This window comes from uncultured Oscillibacter sp. (assembly GCF_947654275.1).
GTDB lineage: Bacteria > Bacillota > Clostridia > Oscillospirales > Oscillospiraceae > Oscillibacter.
In genome coordinates this window covers 1-15,907 of sequence record NZ_CANTJS010000017.1, presented here as the reverse complement: position 1 = coordinate 15,907, position 15,907 = coordinate 1, and the positions used below count along the sequence as shown (strand labels likewise).

Annotated in this window: 12 protein-coding genes and 2 pseudogenes; 6 read left to right on the top strand and 8 right to left on the bottom strand. The window is 62.4% G+C overall.

Annotation, left to right across the window (positions count from 1 at the left end; all coding sequences use genetic code 11):
* Positions 1–8: 8 nt before the first annotated feature.
* Both Q0063_RS06300 and Q0063_RS06295 read left to right on the top strand, forming a co-directional pair.
* A complete protein-coding gene (locus tag Q0063_RS06300; RefSeq protein WP_297871127.1) occupies positions 9–443 on the top strand; it encodes a hypothetical protein in 435 nt (144 codons plus the stop codon).
* 9 nt (positions 444–452) lie between these two features.
* Entirely contained in the window at positions 453–644 is a 192-nt protein-coding gene (locus tag Q0063_RS06295) for a hypothetical protein (RefSeq protein WP_297871126.1), read from the top strand.
* Positions 645–831: 187 nt separating this feature from the next.
* Here Q0063_RS06295 and Q0063_RS06290 read toward each other — a convergent pair whose 3' ends face one another.
* The 3 genes from Q0063_RS06290 to Q0063_RS06280 all read right to left on the bottom strand — a co-directional run bounded on the left by Q0063_RS06290 (position 832) and on the right by Q0063_RS06280 (position 3,391).
* On the bottom strand, positions 832–1,593 hold the full coding sequence (locus tag Q0063_RS06290; protein WP_297871125.1) for a ZIP family metal transporter: 762 nt from the start codon (positions 1,591–1,593) through the stop codon (positions 832–834).
* 123 nt (positions 1,594–1,716) lie between these two features.
* A complete protein-coding gene (locus Q0063_RS06285; RefSeq protein ID WP_297871124.1) occupies positions 1,717–2,988 on the bottom strand; it encodes a hypothetical protein in 1,272 nt (423 codons plus the stop codon).
* A 40-nt stretch (positions 2,989–3,028) separates the two neighbouring features.
* The gene (locus tag Q0063_RS06280; protein ID WP_297871123.1) at positions 3,029–3,391 is read right to left on the bottom strand and encodes a hypothetical protein; all 363 of its coding nucleotides are present in this window, start codon (positions 3,389–3,391) and stop codon (positions 3,029–3,031) included.
* 657 nt (positions 3,392–4,048) lie between these two features.
* Between Q0063_RS06280 and Q0063_RS06275 the strand changes: the two are divergent.
* Both Q0063_RS06275 and Q0063_RS06270 read left to right on the top strand, forming a co-directional pair.
* Positions 4,049–6,367: pseudogene (locus tag Q0063_RS06275) on the top strand (hydratase); the annotation flags it as partial.
* A gap of 566 nt (positions 6,368–6,933) precedes the next feature.
* A complete protein-coding gene (locus Q0063_RS06270) occupies positions 6,934–8,151 on the top strand; it encodes an NADP-dependent isocitrate dehydrogenase (protein WP_297871122.1) in 1,218 nt (405 codons plus the stop codon).
* 100 nt (positions 8,152–8,251) lie between these two features.
* On the opposite strand, the gene Q0063_RS06265 is transcribed toward Q0063_RS06270, so the two are convergent.
* The 5 genes from Q0063_RS06265 to Q0063_RS06245 form a co-directional block, all read right to left on the bottom strand.
* A complete protein-coding gene (locus tag Q0063_RS06265) occupies positions 8,252–9,616 on the bottom strand; it encodes an MATE family efflux transporter (RefSeq protein ID WP_297871121.1) in 1,365 nt (454 codons plus the stop codon).
* Between the two features lie 253 nt (positions 9,617–9,869).
* On the bottom strand, positions 9,870–10,517 hold the full coding sequence (locus Q0063_RS06260) for an aspartate/glutamate racemase family protein (RefSeq protein ID WP_297871120.1): 648 nt from the start codon (positions 10,515–10,517) through the stop codon (positions 9,870–9,872).
* Between the two features lie 201 nt (positions 10,518–10,718).
* A complete protein-coding gene (locus Q0063_RS06255) occupies positions 10,719–12,377 on the bottom strand; it encodes a peptide ABC transporter substrate-binding protein (protein ID WP_297871119.1) in 1,659 nt (552 codons plus the stop codon).
* A gap of 343 nt (positions 12,378–12,720) precedes the next feature.
* The gene (locus tag Q0063_RS06250) at positions 12,721–13,338 is read right to left on the bottom strand and encodes a DUF4230 domain-containing protein (RefSeq protein ID WP_297871118.1); all 618 of its coding nucleotides are present in this window, start codon (positions 13,336–13,338) and stop codon (positions 12,721–12,723) included.
* 66 nt (positions 13,339–13,404) lie between these two features.
* A complete protein-coding gene (locus tag Q0063_RS06245) occupies positions 13,405–14,562 on the bottom strand; it encodes a DEAD/DEAH box helicase (protein ID WP_297871117.1) in 1,158 nt (385 codons plus the stop codon).
* A 342-nt stretch (positions 14,563–14,904) separates the two neighbouring features.
* Here Q0063_RS06245 and Q0063_RS06240 point away from each other — a divergent pair, with 342 nt between their 5' ends.
* Together Q0063_RS06240 and tnpA are read left to right on the top strand one after the other, a co-directional pair.
* Complete coding sequence (locus Q0063_RS06240; protein WP_297871157.1) at positions 14,905–15,111, top strand: helix-turn-helix domain-containing protein; 207 nt, start codon at positions 14,905–14,907, stop codon at positions 15,109–15,111.
* A 176-nt stretch (positions 15,112–15,287) separates the two neighbouring features.
* A pseudogene (gene tnpA / locus Q0063_RS06235) lies at positions 15,288–15,733 on the top strand (IS200/IS605 family transposase); the annotation flags it as partial.
* Positions 15,734–15,907 lie beyond the last annotated feature (174 nt).

Genomic DNA, 15,907 nt, shown 5'->3' with positions numbered 1-15,907 from the left:
CGTGACCTATGAGCTTTTTCCGGAAAATCGGAAACGGACTGGCCCGTTTCATGTATGGACGCAACGGCATGGACCAGCTGAACCGGGCGCTGTTCTGGCTGTATCTGATTCTGTGGGGGGCGGAGATTGTCAGCGGCCTGGTGCTGAAAAGCGTGCTGCTCATCCGCATATTCGAAGGGCTGCTTTTTGGGCTGATGCTTTTTATCTTTTTCCGGATGTTCTCCAGGAACCTGACCCAGCGCCGGTCGGAGAATCAGAAATGGGTCAACTGGGTCTGGCGGCTCAAGAGCCGCAGCGCCGGGGCCAGAGCCCGCCACACCGACAAGGACCATAAATATTTTACCTGCAAAACCTGCAAGGCCATCTGCCGGGTGCCGGTGGGGAAGGGAAATATTGTCATCACCTGCCCCAGGTGCGGCGCGCAGATCAAGGCCAAAAGCTGAAGCATGGGCATGGTCTTCGTTTTTTCCCTGGCCTTCGCCCTGGGGGGCGCGGCAGGGGCCTGGTTCTTCTATGACACGGCCGGACGCCTCCGGCGGCGGGGAGAGGGAAACCGGGCGGCCCTCTGCCTGATTCTGGCCTTAGCCTGCGCCGGACTGGCGGCGGGAGCGGCCCGGCTGGCCCTGAGCATCGCCGCATTTTAGCCGCCTCCGGGGCGGTCTCCGAAATTGGCGCAAAAAGACGCGGCAGCCTGCCGGCTGCCGCGTTTTTGCTTCCCCGGCCTGGTCAGGAACCCGGCCAAGCGGTTCCTGACCGGAGGCGAAGAAATGTTCCGTCCGGCGGAGCATTCCGCAAAAGGCGGAACGCGGAGGGGCAAGGGAAATCTCTGAGCTAGCCCAGGGCCACGTCCAGCACCATCATAATGAGAAAGCCCCCCACAAAGCCGCAGGTCCCCGCCCGGCTGTGGGCCTGGGGCACCAGCTCCTCCACCACCACATACAGCATGGCTCCGGCGGCGAAGCTGAGGAGCCAGGGCATCACGGGGTGGGCCCACGCGGCAATCAGCACCACCAGGATACCGAAAACGGGCTCCACCGCGCCGGACAGCATCCCGCCGGTGAAGGCGCCGAGGCGGGACCGGCCCTCCTGCCGGAGGGGCAGGGCCACCGCCGCCCCTTCCGGGAAGTTCTGGATGCCGATGCCCAGGGCAAGGGCCATGGCGCCCACGGCGCCCTCCCCCTCCGCCGCCAGGGCGAAGGCCAGCCCCACCGCCATGCCCTCGGGCACGTTATGTAGGGTGATGGCCGTCATCAGCAGGGTGTTCTGCCGCCAGGCGTCAGGGACCGCCCGCTCCCGCCGCAGATGGGGCAGCAGGGCGTCCAGCGCCGCCAGGAACACCACGCCCAGCAGCATCCCCGCCGCCGCGGGAAGCCAGCCGGGGAAACGGCCCTCCTCCGATGCCTGGTCAATGGCCGGCAGCAGCAGGCTCCACACCGAGGCCGCCGTCATGACGCCGGCGGCAAATCCCAGCATGGCCCTTTGAAACCGGGGCTTCGGTTCCCCGGAGAGAAAAAATACCAGGGCGGCCCCCAGGGTGGTCATCAGAAAGGTGAACCCGGTCCCCAGGGCGGCCCAGCTAAGCGCGCGCAGCATGTATCATCAACGCCTTTATCTGGAAATTCGGGCAGGCTTTGCCCGCCCTATTCCAGTATAGGCGCTGTGGCCGCAGATGGTGCAAAGAAGGCGGTGCGGGAAAGGCGGTGCGAGAAAGGCGGCTTACGCCCGGGTCTCCGGGGGCTCCGTCTCCGATTCAGCGGCAGTCTCCGGCAGCAGGTACAGCTTGCGGATGCGCTCCCGGATGGCGGCAGCGTCGATGGACAGCCGATCCGATCCGGCGAAGGGGGCCCAGGTGCCAATCTGGCCCTTGGGCTCCGGCGTGCCCCGCAGGATGAAATGCGCGTTCACCCGCAGACCCTCCAGACCCGGGGCGGTGTAGACCGCGTCCCCCTGATGCTCCGCAGCAAAGGCCTGCATCCGGGCCAGCAGACGGTCCAGCTCCTCTATGGACCCCACATCGAGAGAGGCCGAAAATTCGTGGCAGAAGGTCCAGTCCCGATAGGACAGCTCTGCCCGTGCCTCCGGAAAGGCCTCCTGAAAACCGGCGGCAAAGGCCAGCGCCGCCCGGTCCCGGGCCTCGGCGGCTTTGAGTCCGGCAATGATCTCCCCGGCGTCTGCCGTCAGACGGTCCTCCTCAATGAGGTCCGCCCGGTAGGTGACGGACTCCCCGCCGGGCCGCTCCAGCCGGAAGCAGAGCAGCCAGATGGTTTCAAGCCGGCGGTATGGGCTGACGCCGCTGAGGCTGTTGACATAGTCCGCAATCTGCCGGACGGCCCCCTCCCAGTCCTCCGCCGTCAGCGTAAGCGTCCGGTTCTCCTCCGTGGTCTCCAGAGTCCCCAGACCCTGTTCCGCCGCAAAATTCTCCAGGGCATAGGCCAGCGCCTCGGAGGGGTAACGGTCCGTAACGCTCTCGCTGAACGAGGGGACAAGCTGGGGAATGGGGCCGGGACTGTAGGCATAGCCCGCCCACTGGAAGAACTGGAATTCCAGGTCCGGCCGGTCCTCGGGGCAGAGGACCAGAGTCTGGCTGCGGGTGTGGGTGTCCCCCTCCCGGTGCTCCTCAGTGGTGCGGGAGAGGACCGTGAAGGACTGGCCGTAGGTCTCCGCGTAGTAGGCCAGCACCTCCCGTTCCGACATCAGCCAACCCCCGGTTTTGCCGCTGAGGACGAGAAACAGGACGGCGGCGCACACAGGAACCGCCAGCAGCGCCAGCCAGAGGCGGCGTTTTTTGGTCCCGCCGGGAGGCGGTTCCGCCGCTTTCCCGGCCTGGCCCCGCCGTTTCTCCTGTACCCCGAAGGCAAAGGCGCAGAAGGCGAAGAGGACGGCGGCGGCCCCATGGGTCATGTCCGCCGTGACGCAGAGCAGGAGGGCCTCCAGCAGGGCCAAGGCCGTGAAGACCCATTTCAGGATGGAACAGGTCCGCAGATTCATCCGCCTTACGCTCCTTTCGTATCTGTATAAAAGATAGCACTCAATACTCTCCGTTATACTCCTCGCAGCTTTGCAGAGTCACGAAGTCGATATGATAGGGGAGATAGCAGCCGACGCCGTTGAAAATGGTTTCCTCCAGCAGGGCGAGAAGGTCCTCCGTCATGTCCGGCGAGAAATGAGCCGCGTCCAGAAAGCCGCTGAGAACCCCGTCCTCCCCTACGCATTGCAGATGCAGGAAGCCGTAGCAGTCCGGCGGGATTACCAGGTTTGCCAGCGGAGCTTTGAAGCCGGGGCCGCTGTCGTCATAAAAACGCACCGCCCAGGCGTTTCCGCTGTGGAGAAACTCCGCACCGCAGGAGAAACCGCCGGATTCAAAATGCCTGTAAATGTTGTCTGCCGCCATAGTCCGGTCCCTCCCGGTCGTTTTGTCCATGATAGCACAGCGGCGCGGGATTGTCCACGGATGTTTTTTTGTTTCCCGCCCTTCGGGCGGGCTGCTTCTTTTGAGGGCTCTGTCCGGGGTTCCATCCGCGTGGGGCGTGCTTCCGTAAGCTCCCGACCGAAACGCGGAACAAAAAGAGGGAAAGACCGCCGGGCGCTCCGGGGTTCCATCCGCGTGGGACAGGTTTCTGCAAGCTCCACACTGAAACGCGGAACAAAAAGAGGGAAAAGCCGCCGGGCGCTCCGGGGTTCCATCCGCGTGGGACGGATTTCCGCAAGCTCCCGACCGAAACGCGGAACGAAAAAGGATTCTTCAACCGGAGACGGGCCGGGACAGAGCCCGGCCCCTACATAAAAATCTCCGAAAAAATCCCCCAATGGGGCACACCCATATTTTGTGTCCTGCCCTTCGGGTGGGCTGCTTCTTTTGGGCGCTCCGGGGTTCCATCCGCGTGGGACGGGTTTCTGCAAGCTCCACACTGAAACGCGGAACAAAAAAGAGGGGGTCCGGGGGATTCTTCCCCCGGCGGTACAAAGAACTTGTTTCCTGGCGGAATTTATGCTACAATAGCACCCGAAATGCCGCGGTCCCTTCGGGCCGCCTCAGGAGGTTCCTTCTATGATTACTTTACATGACAGCGGCGTGTTCCTCTCTCAGGGCGCGCTCTGTGCCGACGCGCCTGTGTCCCGGGAGGAGGGCCGGCAGAGGACTCTGGCCTGGAGCATTCTTCAGGCCCACAATACCAGCCAGGACCCTGAGCAGCTTAAAATCCGGTTCGATGCCATGGTCAGCCACGATATCACCTATGTGGGCATCGTCCAGCAGGCCCGGGCCTCCGGAATGCGGGAGTTTCCCCTGCCCTATGCCCTGACCAACTGCCACAATTCCCTCTGCGCCGTGGGCGGCACCATCAATGAGGACGACCATGTGTTCGGCCTCTCCGCCGCCAAAAAATACGGCGGCATCTACGTCCCCGCCAACCAGAGCGTCATCCACTCCTACGCCCGGGAACAGCTGGCGGGCTGCGGGAAGATGATCCTGGGATCCGACTCCCACACCCGTTACGGAGCCCTGGGCACCATGGCCGTGGGCGAGGGCGGGCCGGAGCTGGCCAAGCAGCTGCTGAAAAACACCTGGGACGTGCCCTATCCCAAGGTGGTTCTGGTGCACCTCACCGGCGCGCCCCGCCGGGGGGTGGGACCTCACGACGTGGCCATTGCCCTGGTGAAGGCCACCTTTGAAAGCGGCTTTGTGAACAACTGCGTGCTGGAATTCGCGGGCCCCGGCGTCGCGGGCCTGCCCATTGACTTCCGCAACGGCATCGACGTCATGACCACCGAGACCACCTGCCTCTCCTCCATATGGGAGACCGACGGGGAGACCGAGGGCTTTTATCATGCCCACCGGCGGGGAGAGCTGTTTTTTGAGCTCCATCCCGGGGACTTTGCGTATTACGACAAGTACATCGAGCTGAACCTCTCTGAGATCGAGCCCATGATCGCCCTGCCCTTCCATCCCTCCAATGCCTGGACCATCCGGGAATTCCTGGACAACGCGCCGGAGATTCTGGCCCAGGTGGAGGCCGACGCCAGGAAACGCTTCCCTAAGGCGGAAATTCACCTGACGGACAAGGTCCGTGACGGCGGCGTCTGGGCGGATCAGGGTGTGATTGCCGGGTGCGCCGGCGGCCTGTTTGACAATATCACCGAGGCGGCGGACATCCTCCGGGGCCAGAGCTGCGGCGACGGTTATTTTGCCCTGGACGTGTACCCCACCAGCGTCCCCGTCAGTCTGGAGCTGACAAAAATCGGGGCCACGGCGGACCTGCTGCAATGCGGGGCCATCATCAAGCCCAGCTTCTGCGGCCCCTGCTTCGGCGCGGGAGACGTGCCCGCCCACAACGGCCTTTCCCTGCGGCACACCACCCGGAACTTCCCCAACCGGGAGGGCTCCAAGCCCGGCGAGGGCCAGTTCGCCGGAGTCTGCCTGATGGACGCCCGTTCCATCGCCGCCACCGCCAGGAACGGCGGCAGAATCACCCCGGCCACAGAGATTGACTATGAGCCGGTCCGGCATCCCTACCATTTTGACGCGGGGGTTTACGAAAAGCGGGTCTACAACGGGTGGAAGACGGGCCCCCGGCCGGACACGGACCTGATTATGGGCCCCAACATCACCGATTGGCCGAAGATGGAGCCTCTGGCGAAACATCTGCTGGTGGAGCTGGCGGCGGTGCTCCGGGACCCCGTGACCACCACCGACGAGCTGATTCCCTCCGGCGAGACCTCCTCTTACCGCTCCAATCCCCTGCGGCTGGCGGAGTTCACCCTCTCCCGCCGGGAACCGGCCTATGTGGGCCGGGCCAAGGCAATTGCGGAGTGCGAGGCCGGACGGCTGGCGGGGACCGTGCCGGAGAGGCTGCAAAAGCTGCTGGTCCGGGCCGACGCCGCCCAATATGCGGCCAACAAGGTCAGACTGGAGAGTCTCCCCAATGGGAGGGCCCTTTCCGAGACGGAAAAACGCGCCCGTCTGGAAGCCTGCCGGGTCACGGCGGAGAACACCCAGTTCGGCTCCTGCGTCTTCGCCAACAGGCCCGGCGACGGCTCCGCCCGGGAGCAGGCCGCCTCCTGTCAGAAGGTTCTGGGAGGCTTCGCCAACATCTGCTACGCCTTCGCCACCAAGCGTTACCGCTCCAACTGCATCAACTGGGGCATTCTGCCCTTCACCCTGGACGAGGGAGCGGCGTTCCCCTATGAGGCGGGGGACTGCGTGTTTGTGCCGGACGTCCGGGAGGCCGTGCGCCTGGGCCGGAAGGATGTTCCCGCCAGGGTGCTGAAGGCGGACGGCGGCGTGGAGGACATCACCCTCCACCTCCCCGATCTCACCAACGATGAGCGGGAAATTATTCTCGACGGCTGCCTTATGAACTACTATGCCAAAAAAGCGGACCCCCGCCTCCGTACCCTGCCCATCGACGCGGGCCGGGAGGAGATCATCGGCCTGCTGGAGGAGTGGACGGAGCTGCTGGCGGAAGAGAAGTATGAGGAAGCCCTGTCCATGTTCCTGCCGGACTACAGCGAGAGCGACTGGACCCCCTGGCTGCTGGAGTCCGTGGTTTATGGTTACGGCTGCGGCGGTTACACCCGGGAGGAGGCCGCCAGGGAATTCGGCCGGGCGGACTACAAGGTCACCAGCCTGAAAAACAGTCCCCGCCGGGAGGAAATCCACAAGGCCATCGACATCTCCTCAGACTACGGCTGGATGGGCCGGGACGACATCGCCGTGATTCACTACGACAAGGTTCCCCTGAACGGGGAGCCCAGCGACCTGACCGCCCGCTTCTTCGTCCGGAAGCTGGACGATAAAACCATGACGCTGGCGTTTATGGACCTGCACGTCATGTAACGATTAGGAATCAGGAGTTAGGAATGAGGAATGTCCGTGTATCTTCCCAAATTCCTAACTCCACATTCCTAATTCCTAATTTGAGAAGAGGTTTCAACATGGAAAAAATTAAAATGACAACGCCGCTGGTGGAGATGGACGGCGACGAGATGACCCGCATCCTCTGGGGGATGATTAAGGAAAAGCTGATTCTGCCCTTTGTGGACCTGAAAACCGAGTATTACGACTTAGGGCTCCTCCACCGGAACGAGACCCGGGACCAGGTCACCGTGGACGCGGCCAACGCCGCCAAGCGCCTGGGGGTGGCGGTGAAGTGCGCCACCATCACCCCCAACCGCCAGCGGATGGAGGAGTACCCCCAGCTCACTGAGATGTGGAAGTCCCCCAACGGCACCATCCGGGCCATTCTGGACGGCACCGCCTTCCGGGCCCCCATTGTCCTGCCCTGCATCCGCCCCGCGGTGAAGAATTGGGAGGCCCCCATCACCATCGCCCGCCACGCCTACGGCGACATGTACAAGGCCGTGGACCTGGAGACAGAGGAGCCCGGAACCGCCGTGCTGACCTTCCGGGGTGAGAGCGGGGCGGAACAGACCCTGAACGTCCAGACCGTCCGCGGCGGGGCCGTCTGGCAGGGCCAGCACAACACCGAGGCCAGCATCCGGGACTTTGCCCGCTCCTGCTTCCGGTACGCTCTGACCCAAAAGCAGGACCTGTGGTTCTCCACCAAGGACACCATTTCCAAGGTCTACGACGGGGCCTTTAAGCGGATTTTTGAAGAGGAGTACGAGAAGACCTACAGGGCGGAGTTCGAAAAGCTGGGCATCACCTATTTCTACACCCTGATTGACGACGCCGTGGCCCGGGTCATCCGGTCCAAGGGCGGGTTTATCTGGGCCCTGAAAAACTACGACGGCGACGTGATGAGCGACATGGTGGCCGCCGCCTTCGGCAGCCTCGCCATGATGACCTCCGTGCTGGTGTCCCCTGACGGCACCATGGAATTCGAGGCCTCCCATGGCACTGTCACCCGCCACTACTACCGCTATCTCCAGGGTGAAAAGACCTCCACCAACCCTATGGCCACCATATTCGCCTGGTCCGGCGCTTTGAAGCGCCGGGGGGAGCTGGACGCTCTGCCGGAGCTGGTCCGCTTCGGCCAGACGCTGGAGGACGCTTCCTTAGAGACGCTGGAGGCTGGCATCATGACGAAAGACCTTCTGCCCCTGGTGGAAGCGGGCTTTGAGGCCCGGGGCGTGGACAGCGAGGAATTCATGGACGCCATCGCCGCCCGCCTGGCGGAAAAGCTGGCTTAATGCACGGAAAAAAGAACCCCGCCGAAGGCGTATTCTGCGCCTCCGGCGGGGTTTTTGCAGTTTTCGTAACTTTGCGGCTTTCTTTTTTGTGATTCCGGCTTCACGCGCCTGCGGGGGCCGGTTTTCTTCTCCGTCTCCGGGGCCGGGTGAGTCTGTGCCGGCAGTGGAAATAGGCGGGGAGCAGGAACAGGTCCGCCAGCACCCAGGCCGCCGGAGAGGCGAAGCAGGCGGCGGCGAAGCCCAGGGAGGGCACCAGCATGGAAATAACAGCCCGTCCGGCCAGCTCCAGCACGCCGGCCAGGGTGGCCAGGGGGGAGAAGCCCATGCCCTGAATCAGCAGGCGGAGGATATTGACCAGAGCCAGGGGGAAGTAGAACAGGGCCAGCGTCAGCAGATACTGCCGGGCCAGGGGCAACAGGGAAGCGCTGTCCGCGTCCAGGAAGAGCATGTTCAGCGGGTCGGCAAAGACGTACAGCAGCGCCAGGGAGAGTGCTGAGTAAACCGCCCCCAGCAGGACGCAGGCCCGGAGACCCTGGTCCAGCCGCTCCCAGCGGGCGGAGCCCACATTCTGCCCGCCGTAGGTAGCCATGGTGCTGCCCATGGCGTCAAAGGGACAGGAGACGAACATGGACACCTTGCTGGCGGCGGTGACGGCGGTGACGTAGGCGGTGCCCAGGCCGTTGACCGCCGTCTGAATCATGACGCTGCCTATGGCGGTGATGGAGAACTGGAGCCCCATGGGCAGACCCATCAGGCACAGCTCCCCCATCCGGCGGCGGCTCCACCGCCAGTCCGCCCGCTCCGTGTGCAGAATGGGATAGCCCCGCAGCATCCGCACCAGGCAGCCCGCTCCGGCGACGGCCTGGGAGAGCACCGTGGCCAGCGCCGCGCCGAAGACGTCCAGGTGGAAGGTCAGGATGAAAACCACGTCCAGCACGATATTCAGCAGCGCCGCGCCGCTGAGCCAGATCACCGGCGTCCGGCTGTCCCCCAGGGACCGGAGGACGCTGGCCGTGAAGTTGTAGAGGAAATAGGCGGGAAGCCCGGCGAAAATAGTGAAGATATAGAGGTATGCCCGTTGATAGATCTCCGGGGGCGTCTGCATCCCCGTGAGGATGTGGCCGCAGAAAAGGGTGGTAGCCAGGGTTGTCAGGGCGCCGAAGAGCAGGCACAGCCACGCGCCGCCGGTGACATACCGCCGCAGCTCCCAGTGATTCCCCGCGCCGAACTGCTGGGCCGCCGGAATGGCGAAGCCGCCGCAGAGGCCGACGCAGAAGCCCACCACCAGAAAGTTGATGCTGCCGGTGGAGCCCACCGCCGCCAGGGCGCTGCCCCCCAGGGTCTTGCCCACAATGGCGGTATCCACCACGTTGTAAAACTGCTGGAACAGGTTCCCAAGGAGAACAGGGAGTCCGAAGCTGAGAATCAGCCTCATGGGGCTGCCTTTTGTTAAATCTCTTGTCATAAGCTGCCTCGCTTTGCTCACAATTGTTCAGGACATGACGGAGGGCCTGTCCTGAAAGCTCCGTTTATTATAGCTGTTTTGCACAATAAGGCAAGCTGTGTTTTGGATGATTTTACAGTTCCCCATTGAGGTAAAATTGTGCAAGGTGGCTGAATGGCACTGGGAAGCGGGCATGAAAAAACCGGAGCCCCACAGGGGCCCCGGCAGGCGGGACAGTGCGGAAGAGAGCGGGAATCCGCGGGCTGGAGCAGGCTCAGGCGTTCAGCAGGTCCAGCATTTCCGCGGCGGGGTCGATGATGGGCAGCTCCGTCCGCCGGGACAGGGCCTCCTTGAAATAGGGGAAGTGGGTGCAGCCCAGAAGCAGGGCTTCCATGCCGCAGGCGGAGAACCACCGGGCCAGCTCCGCCAGGCGGAACCGCTCCGTCAGCTCCTCCGGCTCCATGCCGTCCTCTATGGCGAAGACCACCGGCAGCAGGGCGGCGGACAGGGTGGACAGCTGGGGGTTGGCCCCCAGAAGTACCCGCTCGATGCCGCTGAGACCCTGGGCGTTGGCGGCGATGAAGGCCAGCTTCCGGTACCGGCGGGCCAGGGAACCATAGACCTCCAGAGGCGTGACAATCCGCTGGCCGGTCTCCTGGGCCAGGCTGGGGAAGTCCACGGCGGCGGAGAGGGAATTGCAGTAGACAAACACCTTCCGGCAGCCCAGGGACTGGGATTGACGCAGCAGAGCCAGCATATGCCGGCGCTTGTCCCCGGCGGGAGAGACCTGAAACAGGGTCTGCTCCTGGGGATTCATGGAGATGGGGAAGGGAATGCAGGGGAGATCCCGGGTCTTCAGGATGCTGACGCCCATGTGGGTGTCCACAGGCGTGCCTGCCATGACGGCGATGGGGTGACTCATAATGGGCCCTCCATAGTTTCTCTGAGGTGGAAGTGGATTGACTCCATCATACCACAGCCGGAGAGCATCCGGCAAGCACAAAAAGGCGGCAGGGCGTTAACGGAAAAAGTGACAGCGCGCCTGTATTCACAACCGCTGAACGCTGTCCGGGCGGCCTTTTTCCCGCCCATCCGGCATCCCCCCGGCTGTGAATACAGGTTCTTAGACAGACCGGGTGACGACGCCTGAGAAGCAGAACCAGCCCCGGGGGTCCCGGAAGGCGCCGGTGAGGTTCTCCCGCAGGGTCCAGTCAGTGGATTGGGTATACAGGGGAACGACGGCGCAGTCCATCAGCAGAAGGGCCTCCGCGTCGTGGAGGCAGCCCATTCGGGCGGTGCCGTCGGCGGCGCTGGCGATAATGGCCATCAGAGTGTCGTAGGCGCTGTTTTCATAGAAGGCCACATTGTGCTGGCTTCCGGAGGTCCAGTCCATCAAAAAGCACTCGGCGTCGTTGGCGGGAGCGGCCAGGGCCAGACCTGCCACGGTGTATTCCCCGCTCCGCAGGGCCGACATCAGGGCCCGTTCCGTCATGCCCTTCGGGGTTATCTGGACGGAGAGGTTGTCCCGCCACTGGCGGCAGAGCTCCTGGGCGGCGGCGTCGTTGGCGGGGCTCTGGACATAGAGGTATTCCAGCTCGCCCAGGTCCAGGCCGCTGTCGTATCCGGCCTCGCCCAGCAGGGCCCGGGCCTGGATGCGGCGGGTCTCCAGGGTCTCCGGATCGTTGTCCAGCAGTGGGCCGCCGGCGGTCCGGAAATCCTCCTCCTCGTTCTCCGGCACGCCGGGGGGCACCACGCCCTCCGCCATGCACGCCGAGGGACCGGCGGCCTGGACCAGGGCGGTCCGGTCGACGGCCAGACTCAGGGCCTGGCGAATCAGGACGTCGGAAAAGGGCTCCCGGGCGCAGTTGAACACCGCCAGGGCGGTCTCCAGCTCCGGCGTGCCCTCCCATTCCGGAGAGGCGGTTTCCAGCTGGGCGTCCGTCAGGGGCCACACCGCGTCTATGGCCCGGGAGTCATAGAGGGTCTGACCCTGCTCCGCCGTGTCCACAAAGTGGAAGGTGAGACTCTGAGGGCCCGGCATGTCGCCGTAGTAACGGCTGCTGGAGGTCAGCTTCAGGGAGTGGCCCCCGTCTGATTCCGCGGCGGTGTAAGGCCCGTTGGTCACCAGGGCGGTGGGGTCGGACCACCAGGGCTTTCCCTCTTCCGCAGCTGCCTTCAGCTTCTGCACCACGTCCTGCCGCAGGGGACTTGTAGCGGGAGAGGTGCAGACCTCCTTTAAAAACCAGTCGTGCCGCCCGTTCAGCACCACTTCCAGTGTGCTGTCGTTTTTGGCGTTGACCTGAAGCAGCTCCAGATTCCCGGTGTCCCGGGCCTCCCGGTAGCCGCTGACCATGGACAGCAGCTCCGCGTAGGGGGAGTTGGTGCCGGGGTCCGCCAGCCGCCGCCAGGCATATACAAAGTCCGAGGCCTTGACGGCCTGCCCGTCGGACCACCGGGCGGACCGAAGCCGGAAGGTATAGGTGACGGCCAGACTGCCGTCCACCGTTTCCTCCTCCTGCTCCACGCTTTTGGCCATGCCGCCGATGACGGAGGTCCGGCCGCTGCCGTCCACCGTCACCCGCATCAGATTTTCATACAGGTGGGCCAGAATGGTTTGGTCCCCCGGTTCTTCGGCATAGGCCGGGTCCAGGGAGACCGGCGCGCCGCCGACGCTCACCGGCAGAGACAGGCCCTCCTCGGCTCCGGCGCAGCCCCCCAGCAGGGAGACGCAGAGCACGGCGGGCAGCAGCAGCGCCGCCAGCCGCTTCATAAAACGATTCATAAAAAAACCTCCGCCCTCATCCGGGGAATGGGGATTGTGTAGTCACCGCGGTTGAAAAGAAGCATCCGCTTCTTTTCAGCGCATGCGGCGGACTTCATAGCCGGCACAGGGGGGGTTCCTCACCCGTCAGCGGCTCCGCCGCTGTTTGAAAATCGGTATCTGCCGGTTTTCAACTGTGCTGACTTGATTGCGCCGTCACAGGACGGCGGACGTCAGAAGGCCCGGCAGACAGGCCGCCGGTTCTGACGCTGATAACAGGCTGTTTCCTCATTATAAAGAATTCTGCCCGCCTTGTAAAGACGGGCAGAGGAAAAAGTAACAAAAAATTACAAAATGTTCAAAATTACCGTACCGTCAGTTGTACGGTTTCCGGCAGAGCGGCGGACAGCAGAGCCTGAACGCTGTCGGCGGCCTTCTCCTGGGCCTGGTCCAGCAGGCCCCGCTGGAGGGCTTTTTCCTCCATAACGGCCTTTTGTTCCGCCTGGAAGGCGGTGACGTCCTCCACGGTAAAGGGGTTGAAAATGCTGGTCCGCTCGTCGAAGACCTCCACGCTGTCCTCGTCCAGCTCGTGGGAGAGAATCCGGGCCGGGGGCAGGGCGACGGTGACGGCGGAGCCGCTGACGGTGACCTGGGCCGCGGAGAGGTCCACCCCGGCCTTGATGACGCCGTCATAGGTGAGGATAAACCGCTTGGTGGTAAAGGGGACCGTCATGCCGTAAAAGGTTCCGCTGTTTTCGTACTGGGCCATGTTGGTGTATTGATAGGTGACGCTGGCCAGCTCGCTGATTTCCAGCAGACGGGCCTCCAGCACCACGGCGGAAATCTCCGGCTCCTCCGGATGGTTCTGGACATAGCGGCCGCCCAGAAAGCCCGCCAGACCTGCGGCGGCGCAGAGCAGGACGCCCAGCACGGCCCATTTCAGGGCTTTCAGAGGACGGAGCTTTTCGCGGGTCTCAGACATGGGAAGGCCTCCTTTTTTTTGAGAGTGATGCACGGGGATGAAGCGCCGTTCGGAACCGGCGCGTGTTTACTCAGCGACGGCCAGCTGACCGTCCTCCCCAAACTTCACGGGGACAATCTGGTTCCGGGTCTTCTGGGCGATGTCGTCAATGCGCATTTTAGAGGGATAGTCGGCAATCAGCGACACCGCCACGCCCTGGCGCTTTGCCCGCCCGGTGCGCCCGATGCGGTGGACATAGTCCTGGTTTTCGTCAGGCACGTCGCAGTTGAACACAATGTCCACATCGTCCACGTCGATGCCCCGGGCCGCCACGTCGGTGGACACGAAGACCCGCAGTTTCCCTTCCCGGAACAGGTGCATCACCTGTTCCCGGCGCTTCTGAGGGATATCCCCGTGGATGCACTCCGCGTCGATGTCCCGCATCTGCAAAAACTTGCAGATGCGCTCTGTGGAGCCCTTGGTGTTGCAGAAGACCATGCAGCGGTCAAAGCCGGTTTCGTCCAGAATGCGGGCGATGACGTCGGCCTTTTCGTTCTGGGCCACGTCCATGCGGAACTGCCTGATGTCCGGCTTGTTCTGCTCGTCCTCCCGGACGGTGACCTCGGCGGCGTCCCGCTGGTAGACCCAGGCGATGTCCATGACCTCCCGGGAGATGGTGGCGGAAAACAGGCCCAGGTTTTTCCGCTTGTTCATACGGTCCAGCAGCCGGGTCACATCGTGGATGAAGCCCATGTCCAGCATCCGGTCCGCCTCGTCCAGCACGACGGTCTGAGCGCTGTCCACCCGGACGGTGCGCCGCTTCATGTGGTCGCTGAGCCGCCCCGGCGTGGCCACGACAATCTGGGGGCGCTTTTTCAGGGCCTCGATCTGCTTCCCGATGGGCTGTCCGCCGTAGAGGCACACGCTGCGGACCCCGGGGCGGAAGGCGGCGATGTCCCGGAGCTCGTCGGTAATCTGAATGGCCAGCTCCCGGGTGGGAGCCAGGATGACGGCCTGGACGGACTCGTCCTCGGGATTCGTGTGCTCAATGATGGGGATGCCGTAGGCAAAGGTCTTTCCAGTACCGGTGGGAGCCTTGGCAATCACGTCCTGCCAGTCCATCATAGGGGGGATGCAGCCGGCCTGAACCGGAGTGGTCATCTCCAGCCCCCGGCGCTGAATGGCGCGCATGATTTCGGGCGACAGACCCAGGCTGTCGAACCGGACGCCTTGTGTGTATTCCATAGTGTATTTCCTCTTTTCATAGAGTAAAGCATATGATAAAATAAAACAGGGTGAGCCCGGAGGGCCCCCGGCCCCCGCAGGGCCGCAGTTCATTATACAGGGAAAATGACCGCTTGTAAAGCGCTCCGGAGGCCTCAGAGGGGGGCTGCATTGGAATTTTCGGGAAAATATCAAACTTTAATGCGTTAAATATATGGAATTTGCCGGGTTTTGCCGAAAAACACGAAGAATTTATAGTAAAATTGTGTATTGTAGGTCCAACTTACCAGTTTTTTTATGATAAATTATAAAAAGCAAGACCGAAACGGGAAAAGTCCATAGGGGGTGTCGAACGTGGATGAGATGGAGTATGTACGTATTCTGCGTGATTTGCGCGAGGACGCCGATAAGACTCAGACACAGATCGCTGAAGTGCTGGGAACCTCCCAGACCATGTATGCGCGCTATGAGCGGGGGGCCAATGAGCTTCCCATCCACCATCTGATCACACTGAGTAGGTACTACGGCGTCAGCACCGATTATTTGCTGGGTCTTAGTAAAGAACGATGAAACGCGGGCAGGAGTTTTTCCTGCCCGCGTTTTTTTGTAACCAGAAAACCACTCGCTAGGCGAGTGGTTCAAAAGAAGCCTCATGGCGATGATGTAGACAAGAAAACTCCCTTTGCTCTAGAATAGAGATGCGGTCTGGCAGCTGCATCGAGTAAGCAAAGGGAGGTCATCCAAACGTGAATGACGTAAAGAGCTTATCACACACGAAGTGAACTTGCAAATACCATGTAGAGTTTGCACCGAAGTATCGCAGGAAGGTGTTCTATGGAGAAAAAACGAGAGATAGGAGAAATACTGCGAGCATTATGTGAGCGGAAGAAGATTAAAATAATAGAAGCAGAAGTGTGTCCAGCCCATATCCACATGCTGGTAGAGATTCCGCCTAAAGCGGCGGTGTCGAGCTTTATGGGGTATTTGAAAGGAAAGAGCGGTCTGATGATCTATGAGAAATTTCCAGAGTTAAGGTATTAGTATCGGAATCGAGAATTTTGGTGTCGTGGGTATTATGTGGGCACTGCGGGAAAGAATGCGAAAAAATCGCAGAGTACATAAAGCATCAATTAGATGAGGATAAGGCTGGAGAACAACTGACGATGGGAAATTTCTGAGCCCGTTTACAGGCGGTAAGCAGCAGAGCTCTTGCGGGTGTCAGACCGTACTTGCGCAACGGGACGCGCTCGCTGGTAACATAGGGCTTTGTCCGTCTATGAAGAACCCCCCGGCAAAGCCGGGGGGTTCCTATTTGAACGCCAGTACTTACTTCGCAGCCTTGGCGGCCCGGATGGCCTCGGTCAGC